Origin of the sequence: Caballeronia sp. EK, from assembly GCF_014384845.1 — a bacterium.
Classification (GTDB): Bacteria; Pseudomonadota; Gammaproteobacteria; order Burkholderiales; family Burkholderiaceae; genus Caballeronia; species Caballeronia jiangsuensis.
This window is the reverse complement of record NZ_JACSUE010000007.1, coordinates 515,798-538,866: the sequence shown is the minus strand read 5'-3', so window position 1 is coordinate 538,866 and position 23,069 is coordinate 515,798. Positions and strand designations below refer to the sequence as shown.

Genomic DNA, 23,069 nt, shown 5'->3' with positions numbered 1-23,069 from the left:
TATTCAGTTCAACGCCACCGCGGCCGCCGCGCCCACCGGCGACCCCTCGATCGCCAGCGACCTCTGCCCATCCGGCCCGACCGGCACATCGCCGACGAGCGTCGTGCGATACAACTGGCGATCGAAGTCGAGATCGAAGATATCCGTGGGCGCGAGATGAGCGGTCGCGCGATTGTCCCAGAACGCAATGCTGCCCGGTTCCCACTTGAAGCGCACCGTGAATTCCGGCCGCGTCACATGCTCCCACAAGAGTTCGAGCAACACCTGGCTTTCACGCGACGCCAGTCCCGCGATGTGCTTGAGGAAGCCCGGACTCACATACAGCGCGCGCTCGCCGGTTTCGGGATGCACGCGCACGAGCGGATGTTCGCTCACGAGCGTGTGATCCGTCACGGCCTTCGTGAACGCATCGGTGCCGCTCGCGCCTTGCGGCGGCGCGAAGCGATGCACGCCACGCAAGCCATCGACGAATGCGCGCAGCGGCGCGGAGAGCTTCTCATACGCAATCACGAGATTGGTCCATTGCGTATCGCCGCCATAAGGCGGGATCGTCACGCCACGCAGGATCGATGCGAACGGCGGATTCACCGCCGCCGTGACGTCCGTGTGCCAGCCGGTCCAGGGACGCAGCAGCGAAGGCCCTTCGAAGCGCGTCGCCTTGCGAAACTTCGAGATCGAGTAGATCTCGGGATGACCTTCGACATGTCCGAACACCGGATGTCCCACCGTGAGCTCGCCGAATTGCGCCGAAAACGCGATGTGCTGCTCGTGACTCAGAAACTGTTCGCGAAAGAAGATCACGCGCCATTTGAGCAGCGCTGCGCGAATCGCTTCGACCTGCGCGGGAGACAGCGCACGCGTGAGATCGACGCCGCCGATCTCTGCACCGATATGCGCCGAGAGCGGATTGACGGTCAACTCTGCTTCTTTCTGGATGGCAGCGGCATTCATTTCGGATTCCTTTATATGTGGGATAAATGGATGATGCGCTCAACTGCCTTGCGCGTTCGCGTCGTCGGCGAAAAAGTAATCGCGCCACGACTTCGGTTCATGACGAATCACGCCGACCTTGTGCAGGAACGCACCCAGTTGCAGCGTGTTTTGCGGCGTCGTCGCGAAGCTGGCTTCCTTGTCGCTCAAAATGCGTTCGACGAACGCCGGCGAAAGCTTCGACCCGTCCTGACGTATATAAATGGCCGCCGCTTGCGCCTTGTCCTTGCCGACGAGCTTCGCAGCATCGTCGAGCGCGGCGCGCACGGCGGCATAGGTCTTCGGATTGTCCTTCCGCCATGCGCCGGAAGTCACGACGACGCTGCCCGTCGATGGACCACCGAGAATGTCGGTGGAACTCGTCACCTTGTGAATCTTCGGGTCTTCGAGTTCCTGATACTGATACGGCGCGTTCGAGAAATGCAGGTTGACGACAGAGTTGCCCGATAACATCGCGGTCGTCGCATCGGCGTGCGGCATGCTGACTTCGAAGCGGTCCAGACGCGCATAGTCGGCATCGCCGAAAGCTTTGGCCGATGCCATCTGCAGAAGCCGTCCCTGCTGCGACACGGCGACGGACACCACCGCGATCCGATCCTTCTCGCCGATATCCCGGATGCTGCGAATGCGCGGATCGTTCGTCACGAGATACACCGGCACCGCGCTTTGCGCCGCCATCGCGCGAAAGTCCTGACGCCCGTGCGTGCGGTCCCAGATCGTCATCAAAGGCCCGATGCCGATGGTCGCGATATCCGCCGCGCCCGACAGCAACGCCTCGTTCACAGCCGCGCCGCCCGAGAGCGTGCTCCATTGCACGTCGATGGCAAGTCCCTCGCGCGCACCCGCTTTCTCGATGAGCTTCTGATCCTTCGCCACTTTCAGCAGCAACGAGCCGATGCCGTATTGATCGACGATCGTCACCTTCCCTTCGGCGTGCGCGCGATGAATCGGCAACGCGAGCAACGCCATCGACGCGAACACGGCGAGTAAACGCTGCAATAAAAATGTCGTCATGCGGGATTTCTTCGAAGAGCGGCGAACGATAAATGTACTCGTCGCTTACTCACACGCGAACGAAGAAATCCCGATACGGATAGCTTCGTCCGCGATAAGCGCGCGGGCAGCGCTCTTTTTCACCGAAAGTTATCTGAAATATTTGGGGGCAGGAAGTGGCTTTTGTCGCGCAGCCACTAACATGAAAGGGGCACGCACACGCGAGGTCACAGCCATGAATCCTTCCGTCAGTTCCACCGGCGCCTACGTGCTCGGCCATTCCGATCCGGAAGTGCAGCGACTGGAGAATCAGGCGCGCTTCATCGGCGATCTGACCGAAGAGATCCTGCGCCGCGCGGGGCTCGCGCCCGGTATGCGCGTGCTCGATCTGGGCTGCGGCACGGGCGATGTCTCGTTTCTGGCCGCATCGCTCGTGGGACCGGACGGGTCGGTGTCCGGCATCGATCAGGCGCCCGGCGTGATCGACAAGGCCCGCGAACGGGCGCGGCAAGCGGGCCTCGGCAACGTGCGCTTCGACGTTGCGAGCGTGGCGGATTTCGAACTCACGGAACCCTTCGACGCCATCATCGGCCGTCTCATCCTGCTGCATCTGCCCGATCCCGCCGCGACCTTGCGCCGCCTCGCCGACCGTGCGGGCGCGGGCACACTCTTCGTCTTTCACGAGATGGACATGAGCACCGCGCGTTCGGTGCCCGAGTCGCCGCTATGCGCGCAGGGCATGCACTGGATCAGGGAGACGTTCACGCGGGCGGGCGTCGAGACCGACATGGGATCGAAGCTCTTTTCGACGTTTCGCCGCGCCGGCCTGCCCGGCCCGCAGATGCTGCTATCGGCGCGCTTCGAAGGCGGGCCCGACTCGTTCGCGTATCAGTATCTGGCCGAGGTGTTGCGCACGCTGTTGCCGCTTGCCGAGCGCTTCGGCGTTGCGAGCGCGGATGCCATCGGCATCGATACGCTGGCCGCACGACTGCGCGATGAAATCGTCGCGCTCGATGGCGTCATACAGCCGCCTGCCTTCATCGGTGCGTGGGCACGCGTGGCCTAGCCGGCCGCTTTCTTCTTCGATTTCGACTGATTGAACTCGATTGCCGCGCGCACGAGATTCTTCAGCGCACGCGCGTCGATCTTGTCGCCCTCGAAAAAATCGATCGCGCGCCGCGCATTGCCCTCGAGTCCCGCGTTGAAGAGCTGTTCGGGATCGGCAAGGCTCGCGCCGTTGGCGAAGGTCAGCTTCACTTTTCCCTTATGCGCGTTAGCCACCGCGATCATGCCGTCGCGATACCACACCGGGCTACCCATGTATTTCCACTCCTCGACGATCCCGCTATCCGCCGCCAGAATGGTCTTGCGCACATTGGCGAATGTCTCGCCGCGCCAGTCCGTGATGCCGGCAATCAACGCGTCGATTCGTTCCGAAGGGCTCATGCATATCTCCGTGCTTTTGCGTTTTGTTTATGCTTCGCTCGACCACCGCGGCGTCAGCGTATCAGACCCGGACTGCCGATCGTGATTTGCAGCCGTTGAGCCTGATCGAGATGAAAAATGAATGACGGTCGCGAGCGGATCAGCAAGGTCCGCACCTCCGCGCTGCGCGCCGTTCGAATATAGCCATCGACGGTATTGACCAGCTTCTGCAAATAAGCGACTTCGCGATCGAGATACGCTTCGTCGAAATCGTAAATGCTGGTCTGATCGAGATCGGCTATATCGTCGCGGCTTTGCTTCGTCAATGCCTCGCTCGTCGCGCTGCGTTGCGGCTGCGTGCCGTATCGCTGCATCAGCGTGGCGATCTCCTGATTGACTTGCGCATGTTCCGACACGATCCGCTTCGCGAAGACCTGCAGGCTATAGGAGCGCGTCTTGCGCAAGGCCAGACTGGCCGTGGCAATTTCCGCCTGATTCGCGACGAAAATCACGCCGAGCATTTGCTCATCGGAGAGGGGCCGTTCCTGCGCGTTCGCACAGAACGTCCACGTCAGCAGCAGCAGCAACGCCGTTGCGATGCGTTTGCCGTTCATCCGCGTCTCCGGGTTATATCGATACTGACGACTCTACCTTGATCAGACCGTCAGCGTGTTGCGGCCCGCGAGCTTCGCACGATACAGCGCGACATCCGCGCGTTGCAGTGCTTCGTGGAAGCTCGCATCCTGCGCGCCGATCTGCGATACGCCGATGCTCGTGGTCCATTCCGGCATGCCTTCGGTGTATTTGCGGCACGCAGCGTGAATCTGGTTCGCGCAGGCCTGAGCATCCGATGCGCGCGACGCCGGAACGATCGCGACGAACTCGTCGCCGCCGAGCCGCCCGAACTCGCCGCCCAGCGACGCGACTTCCGCGCCCGCGAGCCGCGCGAGTTCGATCAGCACGTTGTCGCCCGCGAGGTGACCGTGCCGGTCGTTGATCTGCTTGAAATGATCGAGGTCGATGGCGAGCACGGTCGCGCCCGGCGCGGCGAGGCGCATCGCGTAAAGCTCGAATCCGGCGCGATTCCAGACGCCTGTGAGCGGGTCGCGCAGCGCGGCATCGCGCAAACGGCGTTGCGCTCGTTCGGCAGGAATCGCCAGCAGGCCGAGATTGAGTACGCCCAGTAGCAACTGGTCCGAGAGCATCGGAATCAGCGCGAGGTAATTGATGTGCGAGCCCGACCACGCATAGGCTGCGAGCGTCACGGCATAACCGGGCAGATAACCCAGCATCGCGAATCCGGCGATGCGCCGCGCGCGGCTCTTCTCGCGCCGCCCGCGGCTCTTCTCGCGCCGCCCGCTCGACCAGAGGATGATGCCGGTGATCGCGGCCGAGATCGCGACACTGATCGTATCGCCCGCGTGCGTCAACATCGCCGCTACCGGACCGGGACCGACGATCCATCCCGGCAGGACATGCGCCACCGCGCAACCCAGAATCGGCGCGAGCATCCATGAGCGGAACGGAGGCTTGCCGTCGAAAGCGCGCAGGCCCGAAACGATCAACATGTTGGTGGCCGCGAGCGCGCCGAGCAGCAGGCCGATCAGGACCGGATTGCCGCGCGCGGGCTCGAAGCCGGTCAGCACCGCCGCGTAGAGGAACGCGCTCGCCGACCAGTGCACGAACTGCGGCTCGATCTTGCGACCGAAGCGCACCAGCGCGAAGACGAGCCCGAACGCCGTGCTCGCGAGCACGCTGCAAAGGCGAAGTGTTTCAGTGTCAGGTGTGTGGAACATGGAAAAGCCCGCCACGTGCGGTGGCCGGGACATCGACCGTCATCGACGGCGGACCGCGCATCGCGACAAAACGGCCGTATCATACCTTTCGCCTCCGGGCGCTGCGGAAACGGCACTTTCGGGTCAACGGCACGCACGCGGCAAAACTTTAGCGCCGTCCACCTTTTCGCGGCATGAGCCTTGCTCGCCGAATAGGGTTCCCGCACAGCCATAACGGAAAGGAGACGCGCATCATGAAACTGTATTACGCACCCGGCGCATGCAGTCTCGCCGATCACATCGCGATGCATGAAGCAGGCCTGAACTTCGATCGCGTGAAAGTCGATCTCAAGACCAAGATCACCGAGGACGGCACGCCGTTCAACGAAATCAATCCGAAGAGTTACGTTCCCGTAGTCGAATTCGACGACGGCAAGCGGCTCACCGAGAACATCGCGATTCTCTATTGGGTCGCGCAAAAGGCGCCATCGCTTGCGCCTTCCGGCGACGACGGAAGTTTGCGTCTGCTGGAAATGCTCGCGTTCATATCGACTGAGATTCACAAGCAGTTCGGCCGCGTGTTCCGCCCGTCTTCCGATGCGGAAGCCGCGGCCGCGCGCGAGAAAATCGGCCAGCGCTTCGCGCTCATTGCGAAGACGATGCGTGGCGATTATCTGTTCGGCGACAAGGTGAGCGTCGCGGATGCATATCTATTCACGATGCTGACGTGGGCGCGGAAGATGAGCGTCGATATGCCCGCCGAGCTTCAGGCGTTCTACAAGCGCATGCGCGAGCGGCCGGCCGTGAAGCTCGCATTCGAGCACGAGGGACTTGAGTGACCTGTCGCGCGTGACGCACGGCACATCGCCAGGCGGGTCCGGCACTTGCTGTACCGATAGAAGGCGCGCATCGGCGCGCCATCTCACGATTTCCGGAGGCCATCATGGAGCCAGGCAAGCCTGTGCCGCACGCCACCGCCGATGACATGGACGAACCCGTGGGCCGCGACGAATCCACGCCGACGCCCTCCGAAGACACGAAGCAGCGTCAGCTCGACGAACGCGAAATGCGCACGCACGAGGTATCGGAAAACGAGTTGCCATCGTCGCAGGAAAAGAATCCTGTTCCGCCCGATTCCCGCAAGCCGTGACCTCGCAGCGAGCGGTCGCGACGCGGATTCCACTCACTGGGAGATCACATCATGTCTACCGAGACTTACGTTCGCAACGGGCACCATGTCGAGATCACCATCGATCAGGATCCGACGGGGCAATGCACCTGGTCTTACACTGTCGATGCGGACGGCTACACCGAAATGCGCGATCGCCCGCTGGACACACACGATGCGGCGTTGGAAGCGGCGAAGAACCACGCAAATGCGAAGGCGGACATGCTGCCCGCGGGCACCGCGCAGTGATTGCATGAATCACGCGCGTTACAGCACGACCTGAACGCCAAGTTCAACGACATCTTCACTTCGAAGTCCGTAATATTCCGCGCTCGTTGCCGAATGGAACGCCATCTCGCCGAAGAGGCGCTCGCGCCAGCGCGGGATCTGCCCGTGCGAGCAGCCGGGCGTCGCTTCGTCGCGCGGCAGGAAGAACGTCGTGTGCTTCGGATCGAATCGCCAGTCGCCGAGTTGTCCATCGAGCGATGACAGCAGGCGCGGCAGGTTCGGCCGTTCGACGAAGCCATGACGCGAGATCACTTCATAGCAGCCCGCGCCCAGATCGCGCACTTCGATGCGCGTGTGTTCGTCCACACGCGGCGCCGATTCCGCGCGGTTCGCGAAGATCACCGTCGTCTCGTGCAGCACGCGGTTGTGACGCACGTTGCTCGTGAGCGCGGAAGGCGTAGCGCCCGGCGTGCTGCCCGGATAGACGGCAGTGCCCGGCACACGCGCGGGCGGCTCAGGCTTGCTCAGCACATCGCGCAGGAATTCCGTGAGCGGCGGCGCGTGCGATGCATGTAAATGTGCGAGTTGGAGCCCGCGATGCCATGTCGCCATCAGCACGAACAGCACGATACCGATCGCAACCGGAAACCAGCCGCCTTGTGGAATCTTATGGACGTTGGCCGCGACGAGCAGCGCATCGATTGCGATGAGCGGAACGCTGAGCGCGGCGACCGCGAGCCACGGCCAGCGCCAGATATTGCGCGTGACGCTCACCATCTGCACGGTGGTGATCAGCATCGTGAGACCGACGGCGATGCCATATGCGGATGTCAGCCGGTCCGAACTGCGGAAAGCGATCACGAGGAACATCACCGCGATGAACAGGACCGCGTTCACCGCGGGCACATACACTTGCCCGCGCTGCGATGCGGACGTTTCGATTACGCGAAGCCGTGGCAGGAAGCCGAGTTCGATCGCCTGACTCGTCATCGAAAAAGCCCCTGAAATGACGGCCTGCGATGCGATCACCGTGGCGAGCAATGCTATGAGCACCGTCGGCACCAGCGCCCACGAAGGCGCGGCGAAGAAGAAGGGTTGTCTGGCCGCGCCTGGCTGATACAGAATCGTCGCGGCTTGCCCGAAGTAACCGATGACGATGGCCGGAAACACGACGATCATCCATGCAAGCCGGATCGCGCGCCGGCCGAAGTGACCGATGTCGGCATAGAGCGCTTCGGCGCCCGTCAACGCGAGAATCACGGCACCGAGAATCGTGAATGCGAGCGCGGAGTGCCCGAGCACGAGCGACCACGCATACGCTGGCGAAAGCGCACGCAGCACGTCCGGATGCTCCACGATCCGATAGACGCCCACCGCGGCAAGATACACGAACCAGAGCAGCATGACCGGCCCGAACGACTTGCCGACAACCGCCGTGCCGCGCGACTGAAACAGAAAGAGCGCGATGAGGATCGCCACTGCGATCGGCACGATGAACGGCTCGAACCTGGCGCTCACCTGACTCAGGCCTTCGACTGCGGACAGCACCGAAACCGCGGGCGTGATCATCGAATCGCCGTAGAACATCGCTGCGCCGAACAAGCCCGCCATCAGCAGAAGATGCGGAACGCGCCGCCCCTGTTGCTCGTAGCCCGAACGCGCGAGCGCCGTCAGCGCGACGATGCCGCCTTCGCCTTCATTGTCCGCGCGCATCACGTAGCACACGTACTTGCCCATCACGACGATGACGACGGCCCACACGATCATCGAAAGAATGCCCATCACGATCGATGCATCGACGACGCCCGCGTCGCTCACGCCTTGCCTCAACGCGTAGATCGGGCTCGTGCCGATGTCGCCGAACACGACGCCAAGCGCGCCGAGCATGAGGCCCGAGAGCGCTTTCTTCGGCGCGTGGACATTGTTCGAAGTCGATGTCATCCGACGCGTGGGTCTCCGGTATACCGTGCCGAAGACATAGCAATCCGCATTCCGCACAGGTAATTGGCGCTTTCTTTCAATAGCATTAAGTATTAAATGCGCCTTCTCGCGTAATCAAAGGTAAGCGTTGCTTACACATGCTCACGTCATTCTTCCGATTCATTGCGTACAGTCCCGGCATCGAGATCATCCCTTCGCAACTTTCAAGAGGAAGAACATGAAGAAGAATCGAATCGTCGCCGCGCTGCTTTGCGCGACCATCGGACTGACGACGGGTGCGGTATTCGCGCAGCCCGCACCGAATGGCCCGGACGGCTACCACGACATGAATCGCGGGCCCGGCGGACCCGGCGCGCCCGGCCACGGCCCCGAGATGAACGGTCACAACGGGTACGATCACAATGCCCCGCGCCCGCCCGAGCATGCGAACAACGAGCCGCATCATTCGGATTGGCGCAAGGGCGAGCGCCTGTCGTCCGATTACCGGAATCATCAGTACGTCGTCGACGACTGGCACGGTCACGGCTTGCACCAGCCGCCGCGCGGATATCAATGGGTCGGCGTAGGCGCGGATTATCTGCTGGTCGCGGTCGCGTCGGGCGTTATCGCGCAGGTCGTGATGTCGCAATAACTACGCATTCGCTTCCTTCGTTCGTTTGAACGCCCGGAAAGAAAAGCCCGCCTGTTCAGGCGGGCAATGATGCGCTCAACGAGAGGGGATCGAGGCGCACATCCAAAAAGCAATCAAGCCTTTCCGCGAATCGTATCGGGCGCGTCGCGTTGTTGTGTCGCGCCGCCCGGCCGATCCGGCGTCGTGACCGTCTGATCGAAGATAAAGCCCATCGCGATATGCTCGGTGTTCGTGGAGCCGCAGGCGGGACACGTATCTTCTTCGAGAGCATCGTCCGAGTAAATGAGCTTGTTGCATGCTACACAGCGGATCAGCATCTTTACTCCCGAATATGAGTGAGAAGTAACTCATTTATATGCCAAAAAGAGCGGACAGCCAATTGCTCTTTACACGTATCGCATTAACACTGTATCCACTAAATCCTTAAATGCGCCAGCAAGCGTCGAGCCTGCTCGTCGATCGATAGCTTTATCGCGGATTCGTCGCGATGAAGTTTTTGACCGCCGTGTATGTCGGCTTCTTCGTCACGCCATCGTTCAGCATGATGCCGTATGGGCCTTGTCCTGTCGGCGGATCGTCGTAGAGCTCATAGACCTGAAGCGACTGAATGTTGTATTGCGGCGCGATGGCAAGCAGCGCGCCCATCATGTTGTTGGCCATGAACGTCGCCGCCTGGTCGGCCGTGCCGGGAAAGTTCGGCCGCATGCCCACTTCATTGATCCAGATCGGCTTGCCGAGCGATTGCAGCGTGCCGATCACGTTGTAGCAAAGCGTTCCGCATGCGTGGGTAATGTCGCCCTGCTCCGAGTACCAGTGCCACGCGGTGATGTCCCACGTGACGACCGGATGCCCGCTCGTGCCGTCGGGCTGCGTGCCGTTCGCCAGCATCACGTCCAGGCCCAGATGCATCCACGTATTGCCGCCGATCACGATCTTCCCGGCGGGATCGACCGACTTGATGCCCGCGATCAAGCCGCGTATGACGCCGCGCGCAATCTGGAAGCAATCGTTCTTGTAGTCAGTGCTGTTCACGCCGTCGACCCAGCCGACGAGACACTCCGGCGCCAGTTCGTTGGTTACTTCGTAATAAGCATAGTGCTGCACATTGACGATCTGCTGTGCAAGCGTATAGCTCGCCTGATAGGCCGAGTTTTCGTCGGGGAAGTTGAGCTGCTGCAGGAGCACCGGATAAACCGTCACGCCGGATTGGGCCATCATCTGCGCGACGCTCGCCAGTTTTTGCGCACCGACCACGCTGGAGACATCGCTGCGATACAGCGTGACACCGAGATCCTTCAGTTGCGCGAGTTGCTGTTCGGGCGTCGAGCTCGTGTACGGACCCGCTGCGTTGACATGGCCGTTCATGCCATAGAACACGCTGCCCGAAGGCGCGATCACGGACAGCGCGGTGCTGGCTGCGCCGCTCGCCGGCGCCGGGCTCGACGCGGCCAAAGGCGCCGACGCGCCGCTCTCCGCTGGACTCGATGCAGCCGAAGGACTCGACTGCGCACCACCCGTTGTGGTGGCGCCGCCACCGCCATCGCGGCTACCGCCTCCGCATGCCGCCAGCATGAAGACGACCGTGAAACTCAGCAACGTCGATAGTCGTCCCGGCGAAGCAGTTCGACGCAACCTGAACATGCGTGCAACGGAGGAGATATAAATGCTCTTGGTCATGGCAACTTCGGAATGTCGAAAACGATATCGAGCGATCGTTTCATTGCCGGCAGTGAAACACCCAACCTGCGCGGCGACATCATCGCGAATGAGTGCAGGCCGCGTCCGCAATGGCGAACGCAGCGCGCTTCGATACGAGAAATAAAGGAGCACCCCGATGGCCGATGCGCAAGTAACGCGATGGCCCGGACATGGCGCTCACCGAATGCCACAGGGGATCTTCGCGCTTCGGTTGAACAGAAGCGCGCGAAGAAGGATCGGAATTTTTGTAGATGAAGCGAACATGCAATCGACATGCATGTCACGAATACGTTAGTACATCATATCGTCCGCCCCGGCATATTCAAGCGCTGAAGGCCCCTCGACAAAAATACCAATCGATTCGGTTACGCTGATTAGGCTGAAGAAATATCAGTAAGGCTTTCGTTGGGATCACGGATTGCTTGCGCGAAGAAACCCGGCGCATAACCTTGAGCCCAATCTTTTCCGGAGACGTATGCGGATGCTTGCTATGCACAACGCGATTCATTGTGCAAGGCGAAGCACCCGCGCAGTGATCGCCCCGCTCGTCGCGCTCGTCTATCAAACGAACGTACGCGCTGATGCACCGCTGAACTATTTCCTTCACGCCGATGGCCCCGCCGCCACGCCGACGATGCGCCTCGGCTGGGCGCTCGCGGCACTGGCTGTCATCGTGGCGCTGATCGTGACAGGCTTGCTCGTCGCGGCAATCATGCGCAGGCGGCCACCACCTGCGGAACGCGATGCGGCACACCTTCAGGCTGAAGGCGGCGGAATGCATTGGGTATGGATCGGCACGAGCATTTCGTCGGTGGCGCTGTTCGTCACGCTCGCGTATGTACTCGTCACGCTCGAATCAGTTGCATCGCCGCGCAAGGCGCCGGAGCTGACCATCGCGGTCACGGCCTACGACTGGTGGTGGAAGATCGACTACACGCGCACGAATCGCGGCGAAGCAGGCGTGACCACGGCGAACGAGATTCATATCCCCGTCGGCGAGCCGGTGAAGATCGAGTTGCGCAGCGCCGATGTCGTCCATGCATTCTGGGTGCCGCGTCTCGCAGGCAAGACGCAGACGATACCGGGCGTCGTCAACGAGCAATGGATCGAGGCGGATCATGCGGGCGTGTATCGCGGGCAATGCTCGCAGTTCTGCGGCGCGCAGCATGCGCACATGGCATTCGATGTGATCGCGGAGCCGCGCCCGCAATTCGATGCGTGGTACGCGGCGCAAGCGCTGCCGCATGTTGCGGATGCAAGTGTGAATGCCGGCGCAAAGCTTTTTCTCGATCGATGCGCGGGCTGTCACGCCGTGCGCGGCAGCGATGCAAGCGGCACGCAGGCACCCGATCTCACTCATCTGAACTCGCGCCGTCTCATCGCGGCCGGCGCGTTGCCGAATACCGCATTGAATCAGCTCGACTGGATACGACATGCGCAGCGCATCAAGCCGGATGCGTTGATGCCGTCGATCGCGCTATCCGCATCGGACGCCGCCGCGCTCTCCGCCTATCTTCGGACACTGCAATGACCGAACACGCCGCCACGCCCGCGCCGCTGCAACGCACGCTCACGATCGGCCGTATCGAGCCCGGCAGCGAGCAGGAGAGCAAGCTGCGCGAACTCTGGGAGACGCCGCCCGGCTGGCGCGGCTGGCTCTCGACGGTCGATCACAAGCGCATCGGCTTGCGTTATCTCGTCACCGCTTTCGCGTTTCTGATCGCCGGTGGCATCGAAGCGCTCGTGATGCGCGTGCAACTCGCGCGCCCCGACGCAACGCTGCTCACGCCCGAGCAATACAACCAGCTCTTCACGATGCACGGCGTGACGATGATCTTCCTCTACGCGCTGCCCGTGCTGTCGGGGTTCTCGAACTATCTGTGGCCGCTGATACTCGGCGCGCGCGACATGGCGTTTCCACGCCTGAACGCGCTGTCGTACTGGATCTTTCTGTTCGCCGGACTGTTCCTCTACGCGAGTTTTCCATTCGGCGAAGCGCCCAATGCGGGCTGGTTCAACTACGCGCCGCTCGCGGGACTCACCTACAGCACGGGCCCGAACATCGATATCTATGCGCTCGGCATGGTGTTGCTCGGCATCTCGACGACAGTCGGTTCGATGAACTTCGTCGTCACGTTCTTGCGCATGCGCGCGCCGGGTATGTCGCTCGATCGCGTGCCGGTGCTGGTATGGGGCACGCTGACCGCTTCGGGCGGCAACCTGCTCGCGGTGCCTTCGGTGAGTCTCGCGTTCTTCATGCTATGGCTCGACCGGCGCATCGGCACGCACTTCTTCGATGTGCTCAACGGCGGCCGCGCGCTGCTCTGGCAGCATCTCTTCTGGATCTTCGCGCATCCGTGGGTGTATGCCGTCGTGCTGCCCGCGATGGGCATCGTCTCCGATGCGCTGCCCGTGTTCTGCCGCAGGCCGCTCGTCGGCTATCTGCCGGTCGCACTGTCGACGGTCGCGACGATGGTCGTCGGCTTCGTCGTGTGGATCCATCACATGTTCGCGACCGGCATCCCCGCGCTCGCGCTGTCGTTCTTCGGCGCGGCGAGCATGGTGATCGCGATACCGAGCGCGGTCGCGACCTTCGCGTGGATCGCGACGATCTGGACCGGCAGGCCGGTGTTCCGCGTGCCGTTTCTGTACTTCGCGGGCTTCGTTTTCCTCTTCGTCATCGGCGGATTGTCGGGCGTGCTCACCGCCGCCGTGCCGTTCGACTGGCAGCTCACGGACACCTACTTCATCGTCGCTCACCTGCATTACGTGCTGCTCGGCATCAACGTGTTTCCGGTCATCGGCGGCATCTACTTCTGGTTCCCGAAGTTCACGGGACGCATGATGAGCGAGAAGATCGGGCGCATCGGCTTCTGGATCCTGTTCGCGGGCTTCAACATCGCGTTCTTTCCGATGCATATCGCGGGCCTGCTCGGCATGCCGCGGCGCATCTATACCTATGCGCCCGACATGGGCTGGAACACGGTGAACATGATCACGTCGATCGGCGCGTTTCTGTTCGCGTTCGGCGTGCTCGTGTTTCTGTGGGACTTCGCGTATAGCCTGAGACGCGGCCCCGTCGCGGGCGATAACCCCTGGGATGCGCCGACGCTCGAATGGTCGACATCATCGCCGCCGCCGCCCTATAACTTCGCAATCGTGCCGCGCATCGCGAGCCGTCATCCGCTGTGGGAAGAGCGCATATCGGGCACGATGCGCTCGCGGCTCACCGAGGGTTATGTGCTCGACCAGGGACGCGAAGCGCTCGGCACGACCGCGCTCGACGGCGATCCCGACGTGATCCTCAAGATGCCGGAAGACTCGTACGCGCCCTTCTGGCTCGGCGTCGCTTCGCTGGTTTTCTTTACCGGGCTCGCGTTGACCGCGTGGTGGCTCGCGGCATTCGGGCTTGCCGCGTGCGGCGCGGCCATCGTCGTATGGCTGTGGCCGCGCCGCGAACTCGGCCAGCGCGACGACACGGCCCATCCGCGTGAATCCGGAGCGACGTCATGAGCGATCTTGCGGAAACGCTGCCCGAGCGTGCGCGCTTGCCGGTCGGCAGTCCGGGCGAACGTTCGGGCGGCTGGTGGGGATGTCTCACGCTCGTCGCCACCGAAGCCGGGCTCTTCGGCTATCTGATCTTTTCGTATCTGTATCTCGCGTCGCAGACGACGGAGCGCTGGCCGCCCGAAGGCATGCCGAAGTTCGGACTCGGCATCGCGAACACAGGCATCCTTCTGTCGAGCAGCGTGTTCGTGTGGGCGAGCGAGCGCTTCGTACGGCGCGGCAGGCGCGGCATGGGCGTGGCGATGCTCGCGATCGCCATCGCGCTCGGCACCGCCTTCGTCGCGATACAACTCAAGGAGTGGGCCGATCATCCCTACGGTCTGACGACGCATCTCTACGGCTCGCTCTACTTCACGATCACCGGCTTTCACATGATGCACGTGCTTGTGGGCCTCGTCGTGCTCGCGTTCCTGTTGCTCTGGACCGCGCTCGGCTACTTCGACCGGGCGCGCTCGGCGGCGCTGACCATCGGCGGGCTGTACTGGCATTTCGTCGATGTCGTGTGGCTCTTCATCTTTGCGACGCTGTATCTGTCGCCCTATGTGCTGGCGAGATGAAATGAACGACGCCTCGTCCATCGGTGATCACAGGCATCCGGCGCGCCCCGGCGGCATCGCGCTCGTGCTTGGCCTGCTGCTCGCACCCGCTGCGTGGATAGCGCAAACGACGCTCGCGCAGATGCTCGCCGCGTGGGGATGCTTCCCGCACGAACGTCCGGTGAATGCGCCCGCGATGCCCTGGCTCGAGCGCGGGATCGTGATGCTGGGGTTAAGCGCGTTGCTGCTCGGCGTCGCGGGCGGCGTCATTGCATGGCGCAACTGGCGGCGCACGGGCGAACTTGCGTCGATGCTGAAAGAGCATGGATCGATCGACAGACATGCCGCGCGTGACGCGTTCATCGCACGCGCGGGTGCGCTTGCAAGCGCGCTCTTCGTATTCGCGCTGATCGCGACGGATCTCGCGTGGCTGCTCGTATCGCCATGCGGCGGACGGTGATCGCCATGACGCTCCGACGCCGCGCGCTCCTCTGCATCTTCACGATCGCCTTGTCGACGCAACACGCTCACGCGCAGACGCCCGATCTCATCGCGCGTGGCGCATACCTCGCGAAGGCCGCCGATTGCGCCGGTTGCCACACCGCCGCGCCCGTGCCGGGAAAGGCGCAACCGCATCCGTTCGCGGGCGGCCTGCCGATGGGCTCGCCCTTCGGCACGATCTGGTCGAGCAACATCACGCCGGACGCGCAACACGGCATCGGCCGCTATAGCTACGAGGACTTCGCGCGCGCGTTGCGTGAAGGCGTCGCGCCCGGCGGCAAGCATCTTTATCCGGCGATGCCCTATCCGTCCTTCTCGAAGATCGACGACAACGACATGCGCGCGCTCTATGCGTATTTCATGCACGGCGTGGAACCCGTCGCGCAGGCGGCGCCCGAGACGCGCCTGCCGTTTCCGTTCAACCAGCGCTGGGCGCTCGCGATGTGGAACTTCGCCTTCGCTCCGACAAAGCCATTCGCGCCGGACCCAAAACGCGATGTGCAATGGAATCGCGGCGCGTATCTCGTGCAATCGCTCGGGCATTGCGGCGCCTGCCATACGCCGCGCGGACCGGCTTACGATGAACTCGGCTATACCGAATCGTCGCGCGCCTATCTCACGGGCGGCACCAATGACCACTGGCACGCGCCGAACCTGACGGGGATATCGGGCGCGGGCCTGGGTAGCCTGTCCGCCGACGATATCGCCGCATTTCTGAAGACCGGTCATGGCGCGGGCCTGGTCACATTCGGCAGCATGGTGCAGGTTGTCGAGGACAGCACGCAGTATCTCGACGATCGGGATCTCCGTGCGATCGCGTCGTATCTGAAGACCCTGCCCGCGAGCGGAAGCGGCGGTACTTATGATGCGCACTCGCGCATGGCCACGCAGAGCGTGGCGGCGCTGCGCACCGGCGACGACGAACGCCCCGGCGCGGGTCTCTATCAGAGCGCATGCGCGCGTTGCCACAAGAGCAATGGCGGAGGCGAGCCGTTCAAGTATCCGCGGCTCGCGGGCAATCCGGCCGTGCTCTCGGAGAAGCCGGATTCGCTGGTGCGAATGGTGCTTCAGGGCGGACGCGCGCCATCGACGCAACACGGACCCGAGCCCGAGAAAATGCCCGCCTTCGCCGACAAGCTCACCGATACGGAAATCGCGCGCGTATTGACGTTCGTTCGCTCGGCATGGGGCAACGATGCCGCGCCCGTCACGACGCGCGACATACGAAGCATGCGCGATGCCGTCACCGCTGGAACACGTCAGTGAATTTTTAGTTTTATGTCCTAACGAAATGAATCCGGGAACGACCCATGCTGAATCGCTGACATGGCCGCGTGAGTGGCCGTCCTTTTTACCCGGCACTGGAAGGGAGAACGTCATGACCGATACCGCCCAATCCGAATATCCACGCCCGCCCCTGCCGCCTCAGCAGCAGGACAGGCGTCCCGGACTCACCGCCCCGATGGATCCGCAGCCGGATCACGGCGAATCGACGTACAGGGGCAACAACAGGCTCGCGGACAAGATCGCGCTCATCACGGGCGCGGACAGCGGCATCGGCCGCGCGGTGGCGATCGCCTATGCGCGTGAAGGCGCGGACGTCGCCATCGCGTATCTGGACGAGCATGACGACGCGAAGGAAACCGCGCGCTGGGTCGAGAAGGCGGGACGGCGCGCGCTGCTATTGCCCGGCGATATCACCGACCGCGCGCATTGCAGGCAGCTCGTCGAGAAGACCGCGGAGACGTTCGGGCGCATCGACGTGCTCGTGAACAACGCCGCCTATCAGGCGACCTACGACAAGCTCGAGGACATCAGCGACGACGAATGGGACAAGACCTATTCGACCAATATCGGCGCGATGTTCCGCATCACGAAGGCGGCGCTCGCGCACATGAAGTCTGGCAGCGCGATCATCAACACGACCTCCGTCAACGCGGACGCGCCGAATCCCGGCCTGATCGCGTATGCGAGCACGAAGGGCGCGATTCAGAACTTCACGGGCGGCCTCGCGCAACTGCTGGCCGAGCGCGGCATACGCGCGAATTGCGTCGCGCCCGGGCCGATCTGGACGCCGCTCATTCCATCGACGATGCCGCCGTCGAGCGTCGAGAACTTCGGCAACCAGACGCCGATGAAGCGCCCCGGCCAGCCCGTGGAACTCGCCGCCGCTTACGTGATGCTCGCATCGGATGAGGCGAGTTATATGTCCGGTGCGACCATCGCCGTGACGGGCGGCAAGCCGATCATCTAGGTCAGGCGGCGAGCGGCGTGTGCAGTCGCTGGTCGATGTCTTTCTTTCCGGCAATCAGCGCGAACGCGCGAGCGTCTTCGGCGCAGGCGAAATGGCCCAGGACGCCGCTCGCGCGCTGAATTCCGTCGCCATCGCAGACGATCGTCATCGCCGCATATAGACCGCCGTCGAACGCGGCCATCGGCGTAATGACGAAACCGCGATACGCGAGGCTGGATTGGAGCATGGCACCCTCTCTCTCATTTGATAGCTGTCTTCGCTCTTTTCCGGCGGTGCGCGCCGCCGCAAGGCTGTGAGTCAGATTGTCCAGTGACGCAATCAGCCGACGATTAGGGAAAACCAGAAAAAGCGACGGGATAGCTATCGCTGAAATCGAATACATTTCAGCCCGAGATTTTCGCGGATGGATCAGCGGCGCGCTTCGGTCGCCATTCTCACCGCGAGGCCGGCGAGCACGGTGCCCATCAGCCAGCGTTGAATCAGAAGCCATGTCGGCCTGCGCGCCAGGAAAACCGCGATCGATCCGGCGGTCATCGCGACGATCGAATTGACGCTGATACTCAGCATGATCTGCACGACGCCGAGAGCGAGCGACTGGCCGAGCACGCCGCCGTGCGCCGGATCGATGAATTGCGGCAGCAGCGAGAGATACAGCACGGCGATCTTCGGATTGAGCAGGTTCGTGACGAAACCCATCGTGAAGAGCTTGCGCGGGCTGTCGACGGGCAAATCGCGCACCTGAAACGGCGAACGCCCGCCCGGCTTGACCGCCTGCCACGCGAGATAGAGCAGGTAGAGCGCGCCGCCGAAGCGCAACGCGTCGTAGGCGAACGGGATCGCGATCAAGAGCGCGGTGATGCCAAATGCCGCGCACAACATGTAGAACACGAAGCCGAGCGCCACGCCGCCGAGCGAAATGAGCCCCGCCGTGCGGCCCTGGCAGATCGAGCGGGAAATCAGATAGACCATGTTCGGTCCCGGCGTAAGCGCCATGCCGAGCGCGACGAGGGCGAACGCGAAGAGTTGCGGCGTGTGAGGCATCGGACGTGCTCCGGTTAAAGAGGTCGATGCAGTTTCTCGCGCGTCTGGCCGCGCAGCCAGATACAAATTCGAAGACGCCCGTCGATACAGTCAATCGAAGCCGAGAAAGGTCGAGAAATTCCGCACGGGCTCGCGCGTCATATCGATGGAGTTGATGGGCGATGCTTCATCGGAGAATCCGAGGCTCATGCCGCAGACGACTTCAAGACCGGAAGGCAAGTCGAGCTGCTCCGCGATGACGTCCTGAAAGCGCGCGAACGACACCTGCGCGCAAGTCGCGAGGCCGACCGCACGCGCGGCCAGCATCACCGTTTGAATGAACATGCCGTAATCGAGCCAGCTATATTTCGTGAGCGTGGAATCGATCGCGAAGATCAAACCAATGGGCGCGCCGAAGAAGTCGAAGTTTCTCGCCGTCACGCGCGCACGCTCCTGAAGATCGGACTTCGGTACGCCGAGCGCACCGTAATAGCGCATGCCGAACGCTTCCTGCCGCGACCGCATATCGTGCGGCAACGCATCGGGCATATGCCGCAATGGCGGATGTCCATCGTCGACGTGCGCTCGCCGCAATGCTTCGCTCATCGCGGCCTTGCGTTCGCCCGTCAGCACATAGACACGCCACGGTTGCGTGTTCGAATTGCTCGGCGCGGAGCGCGCGACGTCGAGTATTTCTTCGACTACGCGGCGCGGAACCGGATCATGCGTGAAGCGCCGGATCGCGCGGCGCGAACGGATGGTCGCATCGACGACTAAGGCATCGGGATGAGCGAGACGGTCGATCATGGGGCAAGTGCGCTATGACAGGTTGCCCCATGATGACACGGCGAAAAGCCGCGCCGCCGCGAAGTATCTGCAAGACCATCTTGCACGATGCTCAACGCGGCGCGATTCGCATCAGCGCATGCCGCCGCTCGCGATGAGGCTTTCGCCGGTCATCCAGCGCGCATCGTCGGAAGCGAGGAACACCGCGATCGATGCGATATCGTCCGGCTGGCCGAGACGTCCGAGCGGCGTTTGCGCGAGCGCGGCCGCATCGAATTCGGAACCGATGATGCCCGCGCTGTGCGTGCCTTCGGTCACCACGACGCCCGGGTTGATCGAGTTCACGCGGATCTTTCTCGGGCCGAGTTCGCGTGCGAGCGCGCCAGTGATCGCATCGATGGCGCCCTTGGTGCCGCTATACACCGCGCTCGTCGCCGGCGTAATGCGGGTCACGACCGAGCTGATGTTGACGATGCTCGCGCCTTCGCCGAGATGCTTCGCGGCGGCCTGCGTGGTCAGCAGCGTGCCTAGCACGTTGATATTGAACTGCTTATGAAAGTGCTCTTCGGTGATCTCTTCGAGCGCCGCGAATTCATACACGCCCGAGTTGTTCACGAGAATATCGAGCCGTCCATACGTTTCGACCGCTGCATTCACGATGCCTTGCGCATCCGCGGCCTTCGAGACATCGCCGCCGACGGCGATCGCCTTGCCCTTCGATGCGGTGATGTCCGCGACGACCGCATCCGCGCCCGCCTTGCTGCTCGCATAGTTGACGACGACCGACGCGCCTTCCGCGGCGAGCGCCTTTGCAATGGCCGCTCCAATACCTTTCGACGCGCCCGTGACGACCGCCACCTTGCCTGCGAGTTTGCTCATGATCGAATCCTTGAAGAGATTATTTAATGCCGGGACTGACCGGTCGTGCCCGTTGCACAACCGTCTTGACAGGGTTCAATGTAGACATCTCTTCGAACGCGATAAAGCAGCGTAGAGTGAAAAGACTTGCGGGATCAGACGAATAATCGAACGCGGGAGGCGATATGGACACGAACACGCCACGGCACGACGCCAATTTCGCCGGCCAGATTCCCGAGCTTTACGACCGCTATCTCGTGCCGATGCTCTTCGCGTCCTACGCAGCCGATATCGCGCAACGCGCGGCGGCGCTCGAACCATCGCGCGTACTGGAGACTGCGGCGGGCACCGGCGCCGTCACGCGCGCGATGGCGCACGTGTTGCCCGCACATGTCGATATCGTCGCGACGGATCTGAATCAGGCGATGCTCGATCGCGCTGCAAAGTTGGATACCGGCAGAACCGTGACATGGCAGCAGGCCAATGCTTTGCAATTGCCTTTCGACGATGCGAGCTTCGATATCGTCGTCTGCCAGTTCGGCGCGATGTTCTTTCCCGACAAGACAGCGGCGTTCGCGCAAGCGCGTCGCGTGCTGCGGCCCGGCGGCGCGCTCCTGTTCAACGTGTGGGACCGCATCGAAGAGAACGAGTTTGCGGACACGGTAACCGACGCGCTCGCCCGCGTCTTTCCCGCCGATCCGCCGCTTTTCATGAAACGCACGCCGCACGGCTATTTCGATCGGGACGTGATCGCGCGCGATCTCGCAGCCGCGGGCTTCGATGCGAAGCCGCGCTTCGATACGATCGCGCAACGTAGCCGCGCGTCATCGGCGGATGTGGCCGCTATCGCCTATTGCCAGGGCACGCCCTTGCGCAACGAGATCGAAGCGCGCGGCGGCGCGAGTCTGGATGAAGCGACGTCGGCATGTGCGAAAGCCATCGCGGCGCGCTTCGGTTCAGGCGCCGTCGATGGCAGGATTCAGGCGCATGTGATCGTCGTGCGGCGCTAACGCGTGACGTCTCGGCCCAGCACGCGATCGAGCCATGCGATCAGCGTGTCCGATGAGCAAGACGCGCTTCGGAAGCCGATGTGCCCGTCCGGCCGTATGGCCCACACCGTGCCTTGCTTCGCACCGAACGCATCGGCGAATTCGCCTGCGTTGTCGCAGAGCGTTCGATACGCCTCGCGCGCAGGCTCGAACGATGCCGCGTTCGCTACCTTCGGCGACACGATCAACACGGCGCTCGCTGCCGCGCCGAGTGCGGCGCGCCATGCATCGACGGCCGCATCGAAGGCGGCGATGCGCGCGCTGTCAACGTCATCGATATACGCTACGAGCGTGTGACGTCCGCGCCCGAGATGATCGTGCAAACGCTGCGCATGGCCGATGAAAGCCTCCACGAGACCGCCGGCCTGCGGCGCGCGATCGCCGGGCGCGGGCAACTCCGCGGCCATGTCCGTGCATTCGTCCGTGACGATAGGACTGCCGCCGCGATAACCCACGAGCAATTGCGTCTCGCGCATCGCGGGCTTGATCTCGCCGTGCGCGAGAACCGTGTTCAACGCACGGCTCGTCGATTCGACGACATCGAGCCCGACCGGCCGCCGCTCCGCTTCGTAGCTATCGAGCAGCGCCTGATTCGCGACGCCGCGCGCGGCGAGCGTGAGCTTCCACGCGAGATTGTGCGCATCCTGCAAGCCGGTGTTCATGCCCTGCCCGCCGACGGGCGGATGGATATGCGCGGCATCGCCCGCGAGAAACACGCGCCCGCGCGCATAGTTCTGCGCGATCCGATGACTCACGCGATACACCGACGACCAGCGCATCGACGAGAGCCGCGTACCCTTCGGCAGAATCGGCAGCATGATGCGTTCGATCTCCGCGAAATCGGGCGTGGAGTTCAGCGTGTGGCGGGCGGCATCGTCGGGAAGCAGGACCATCGAGAGCCGATAGCGGCGCGCGGAGCCGCGTACCGGCAGCGCGGCGAGCGCGATCGATCCCGCGCCGCCCTCACCCGACACGTTGAAGCGATACATGCGGCCGCGCGGCAGACCCCACTCGACGTCGACATCGGCGAGCATGAAGGTTTGCGGATACTGATCGCCTTCGTAGGCGATGTTCGATTGCCGGCGCACCGTGCTGCGCGCGCCGTCGCAGCCGACGAGCCAGCGGCACCGAATCGTGCGGTTCTTGCCGCATGCGTCCTGTATGCGCACGTCGATGGCATCGCCTGCATCGCTGAAATCGACGAGCGTCGCGCCGTATTCGACGTGCCCGCCGTTGCGTGCGAGCGCCGCTTCCAGAATGCGCTCGGTCTCGAACTGCGCGAGCGAGAGGGCGCCGTACGGAAGTCCGGCGCGCGGAACCTCGGCGCTGAACGCGGGCGCGCCGTCCTGAAACGTGTCCGCGCCGGTGAGCCACACACCGGCATCGATCGCGTCGCGCGCGATGCCCAGATCCTCGAAAATCTCCAACGTGCGCGCCGTGACGCCGAGCGCCTTCACGAAGAAGACGCGTTCGTCGTGCGCATCGATCACACGCGCCTTCACGCCATCGCGGCGCAGTTCGGCGGCAAGCATCAGGCCGACGGGGCCCGCGCCGGCGATCAGCACATCGGTCGTATCGAACATGGTGCGATATCTCCTGAGGAAACCGGCGAATGCCTTCGTGCGCGACGTCTTCGCCGGCGGTCGTCA

The 23,069-nt window shown here is 63.0% G+C and carries 25 protein-coding genes; 12 read left to right on the top strand and 13 right to left on the bottom strand.

Translation table 11 applies throughout. The features are described from left to right. Nucleotides 1-3 precede the first annotated feature (3 nt). Both IAG25_RS23860 and IAG25_RS23855 read right to left on the bottom strand, forming a co-directional pair. Nucleotides 4-951: a TauD/TfdA dioxygenase family protein gene (locus IAG25_RS23860; RefSeq protein ID WP_187607033.1), complete on the bottom strand. Its 948-nt coding sequence runs from the start codon at nt 949-951 to the stop codon at nt 4-6. 39 nt (nt 952-990) lie between these two features. Next, a complete protein-coding gene (locus IAG25_RS23855) occupies nt 991-2,004 on the bottom strand; it encodes an ABC transporter substrate-binding protein (protein ID WP_187607032.1) in 1,014 nt (337 codons plus the stop codon). A 214-nt stretch (nt 2,005-2,218) separates the two neighbouring features. Here IAG25_RS23855 and IAG25_RS23850 point away from each other — a divergent pair, with 214 nt between their 5' ends. Further along, the gene (locus tag IAG25_RS23850) at nt 2,219-3,049 is read left to right on the top strand and encodes a class I SAM-dependent methyltransferase (RefSeq protein WP_187607031.1); all 831 of its coding nucleotides are present in this window, start codon (nt 2,219-2,221) and stop codon (nt 3,047-3,049) included. Here the strand turns inward: IAG25_RS23850 and IAG25_RS23845 are convergent. Genes IAG25_RS23845 through IAG25_RS23835 form a run of 3 tightly spaced genes read right to left on the bottom strand, consistent with a single transcriptional unit; the run spans nt 3,046 to nt 5,204 of the window. Further along, nucleotides 3,046-3,429 carry a DUF1801 domain-containing protein gene (locus tag IAG25_RS23845; RefSeq protein ID WP_187607030.1) on the bottom strand — a complete coding sequence of 128 codons (384 nt, stop codon included), beginning with the start codon at nt 3,427-3,429 and terminating at the stop codon, nt 3,046-3,048. The two genes, IAG25_RS23850 and IAG25_RS23845, sit on opposite strands and share 4 nt — an antisense overlap. Before the next feature lie 53 nt (nt 3,430-3,482). Continuing rightward, nucleotides 3,483-4,022, bottom strand: coding sequence for a DUF4142 domain-containing protein (locus IAG25_RS23840; RefSeq protein WP_187607029.1), 540 nt, complete (start codon nt 4,020-4,022; stop codon nt 3,483-3,485). A 42-nt stretch (nt 4,023-4,064) separates the two neighbouring features. After that, nucleotides 4,065-5,204: a GGDEF domain-containing protein gene (locus IAG25_RS23835; RefSeq protein WP_187607028.1), complete on the bottom strand. Its 1,140-nt coding sequence runs from the start codon at nt 5,202-5,204 to the stop codon at nt 4,065-4,067. A 233-nt stretch (nt 5,205-5,437) separates the two neighbouring features. Here IAG25_RS23835 and IAG25_RS23830 point away from each other — a divergent pair, with 233 nt between their 5' ends. The 3 genes from IAG25_RS23830 to IAG25_RS23820 all read left to right on the top strand — a co-directional run bounded on the left by IAG25_RS23830 (nt 5,438) and on the right by IAG25_RS23820 (nt 6,600). Next, on the top strand, nt 5,438-6,022 hold the full coding sequence (locus tag IAG25_RS23830; protein ID WP_187607027.1) for a glutathione binding-like protein: 585 nt from the start codon (nt 5,438-5,440) through the stop codon (nt 6,020-6,022). 104 nt (nt 6,023-6,126) lie between these two features. Beyond that, nucleotides 6,127-6,333 (top strand): hypothetical protein, encoded by a 207-nt coding sequence (locus IAG25_RS23825; protein ID WP_187607026.1) that lies wholly within the window; start codon nt 6,127-6,129, stop codon nt 6,331-6,333. A gap of 51 nt (nt 6,334-6,384) precedes the next feature. Then, nucleotides 6,385-6,600, top strand: coding sequence for a hypothetical protein (locus IAG25_RS23820; protein WP_187607025.1), 216 nt, complete (start codon nt 6,385-6,387; stop codon nt 6,598-6,600). 18 nt (nt 6,601-6,618) lie between these two features. Here IAG25_RS23820 and IAG25_RS23815 read toward each other — a convergent pair whose 3' ends face one another. After that, the gene (locus tag IAG25_RS23815; protein ID WP_187607024.1) at nt 6,619-8,520 is read right to left on the bottom strand and encodes a potassium transporter Kup; all 1,902 of its coding nucleotides are present in this window, start codon (nt 8,518-8,520) and stop codon (nt 6,619-6,621) included. Between the two features lie 217 nt (nt 8,521-8,737). Here IAG25_RS23815 and IAG25_RS23810 point away from each other — a divergent pair, with 217 nt between their 5' ends. Further along, on the top strand, nt 8,738-9,151 hold the full coding sequence (locus tag IAG25_RS23810) for an RcnB family protein (RefSeq protein ID WP_187607023.1): 414 nt from the start codon (nt 8,738-8,740) through the stop codon (nt 9,149-9,151). Nucleotides 9,152-9,264: 113 nt separating this feature from the next. Here IAG25_RS23810 and IAG25_RS23805 read toward each other — a convergent pair whose 3' ends face one another. Further along, complete coding sequence (locus IAG25_RS23805) at nt 9,265-9,468, bottom strand: hypothetical protein (protein WP_035500185.1); 204 nt, start codon at nt 9,466-9,468, stop codon at nt 9,265-9,267. A 151-nt stretch (nt 9,469-9,619) separates the two neighbouring features. After that, complete coding sequence (locus IAG25_RS23800) at nt 9,620-10,828, bottom strand: glycoside hydrolase family protein (RefSeq protein WP_255503878.1); 1,209 nt, start codon at nt 10,826-10,828, stop codon at nt 9,620-9,622. A 496-nt stretch (nt 10,829-11,324) separates the two neighbouring features. On the opposite strand from IAG25_RS23800, the gene coxB reads away from it, so the two are divergent. From coxB to IAG25_RS23770, 6 genes are all read left to right on the top strand, one after another. Beyond that, complete coding sequence (gene coxB / locus IAG25_RS23795) at nt 11,325-12,380, top strand: cytochrome c oxidase subunit II (protein WP_375336535.1); 1,056 nt, start codon at nt 11,325-11,327, stop codon at nt 12,378-12,380. After that, nucleotides 12,377-14,362: a cytochrome c oxidase subunit I gene (gene ctaD / locus IAG25_RS23790; protein ID WP_187607021.1), complete on the top strand. Its 1,986-nt coding sequence runs from the start codon at nt 12,377-12,379 to the stop codon at nt 14,360-14,362. Before coxB ends, ctaD begins: the two co-directional genes overlap by 4 nt. Continuing rightward, a complete protein-coding gene (locus IAG25_RS23785) occupies nt 14,359-14,973 on the top strand; it encodes a cytochrome c oxidase subunit 3 (RefSeq protein ID WP_187607020.1) in 615 nt (204 codons plus the stop codon). Before ctaD ends, IAG25_RS23785 begins: the two co-directional genes overlap by 4 nt. Nucleotide 14,974: 1 nt before the next feature. Then, on the top strand, nt 14,975-15,412 hold the full coding sequence (locus IAG25_RS23780; RefSeq protein ID WP_187607019.1) for a hypothetical protein: 438 nt from the start codon (nt 14,975-14,977) through the stop codon (nt 15,410-15,412). 5 nt (nt 15,413-15,417) lie between these two features. Then, nucleotides 15,418-16,719, top strand: coding sequence for a c-type cytochrome (locus tag IAG25_RS23775; RefSeq protein ID WP_255503877.1), 1,302 nt, complete (start codon nt 15,418-15,420; stop codon nt 16,717-16,719). Between the two features lie 112 nt (nt 16,720-16,831). Next, nucleotides 16,832-17,707 carry a glucose 1-dehydrogenase gene (locus IAG25_RS23770; RefSeq protein ID WP_187607018.1) on the top strand — a complete coding sequence of 292 codons (876 nt, stop codon included), beginning with the start codon at nt 16,832-16,834 and terminating at the stop codon, nt 17,705-17,707. 1 nt (nt 17,708) lies between these two features. Here the strand turns inward: IAG25_RS23770 and IAG25_RS23765 are convergent, their stop codons facing one another. The 4 genes from IAG25_RS23765 to IAG25_RS23750 all read right to left on the bottom strand — a co-directional run bounded on the left by IAG25_RS23765 (nt 17,709) and on the right by IAG25_RS23750 (nt 20,392). Further along, the gene (locus tag IAG25_RS23765) at nt 17,709-18,089 is read right to left on the bottom strand and encodes a hypothetical protein (RefSeq protein ID WP_187607017.1); all 381 of its coding nucleotides are present in this window, start codon (nt 18,087-18,089) and stop codon (nt 17,709-17,711) included. Nucleotides 18,090-18,115: 26 nt separating this feature from the next. Further along, nucleotides 18,116-18,748 carry a LysE family translocator gene (locus IAG25_RS23760; RefSeq protein ID WP_187607016.1) on the bottom strand — a complete coding sequence of 211 codons (633 nt, stop codon included), beginning with the start codon at nt 18,746-18,748 and terminating at the stop codon, nt 18,116-18,118. Between the two features lie 90 nt (nt 18,749-18,838). After that, nucleotides 18,839-19,534, bottom strand: a complete 696-nt coding sequence (locus IAG25_RS23755) for a nitroreductase (RefSeq protein ID WP_187607015.1) — start codon at nt 19,532-19,534, stop codon at nt 18,839-18,841. 111 nt (nt 19,535-19,645) lie between these two features. After that, on the bottom strand, nt 19,646-20,392 hold the full coding sequence (locus tag IAG25_RS23750) for a glucose 1-dehydrogenase (protein WP_187607014.1): 747 nt from the start codon (nt 20,390-20,392) through the stop codon (nt 19,646-19,648). 164 nt (nt 20,393-20,556) lie between these two features. Here IAG25_RS23750 and IAG25_RS23745 point away from each other — a divergent pair, with 164 nt between their 5' ends. Beyond that, nucleotides 20,557-21,381 carry a class I SAM-dependent methyltransferase gene (locus tag IAG25_RS23745; protein WP_187607013.1) on the top strand — a complete coding sequence of 275 codons (825 nt, stop codon included), beginning with the start codon at nt 20,557-20,559 and terminating at the stop codon, nt 21,379-21,381. Here IAG25_RS23745 and IAG25_RS23740 read toward each other — a convergent pair. Next, the gene (locus IAG25_RS23740) at nt 21,378-23,003 is read right to left on the bottom strand and encodes an FAD-dependent monooxygenase (RefSeq protein ID WP_187607012.1); all 1,626 of its coding nucleotides are present in this window, start codon (nt 23,001-23,003) and stop codon (nt 21,378-21,380) included. The two genes, IAG25_RS23745 and IAG25_RS23740, sit on opposite strands and share 4 nt — an antisense overlap. Nucleotides 23,004-23,069: the final 66 nt, after the last annotated feature.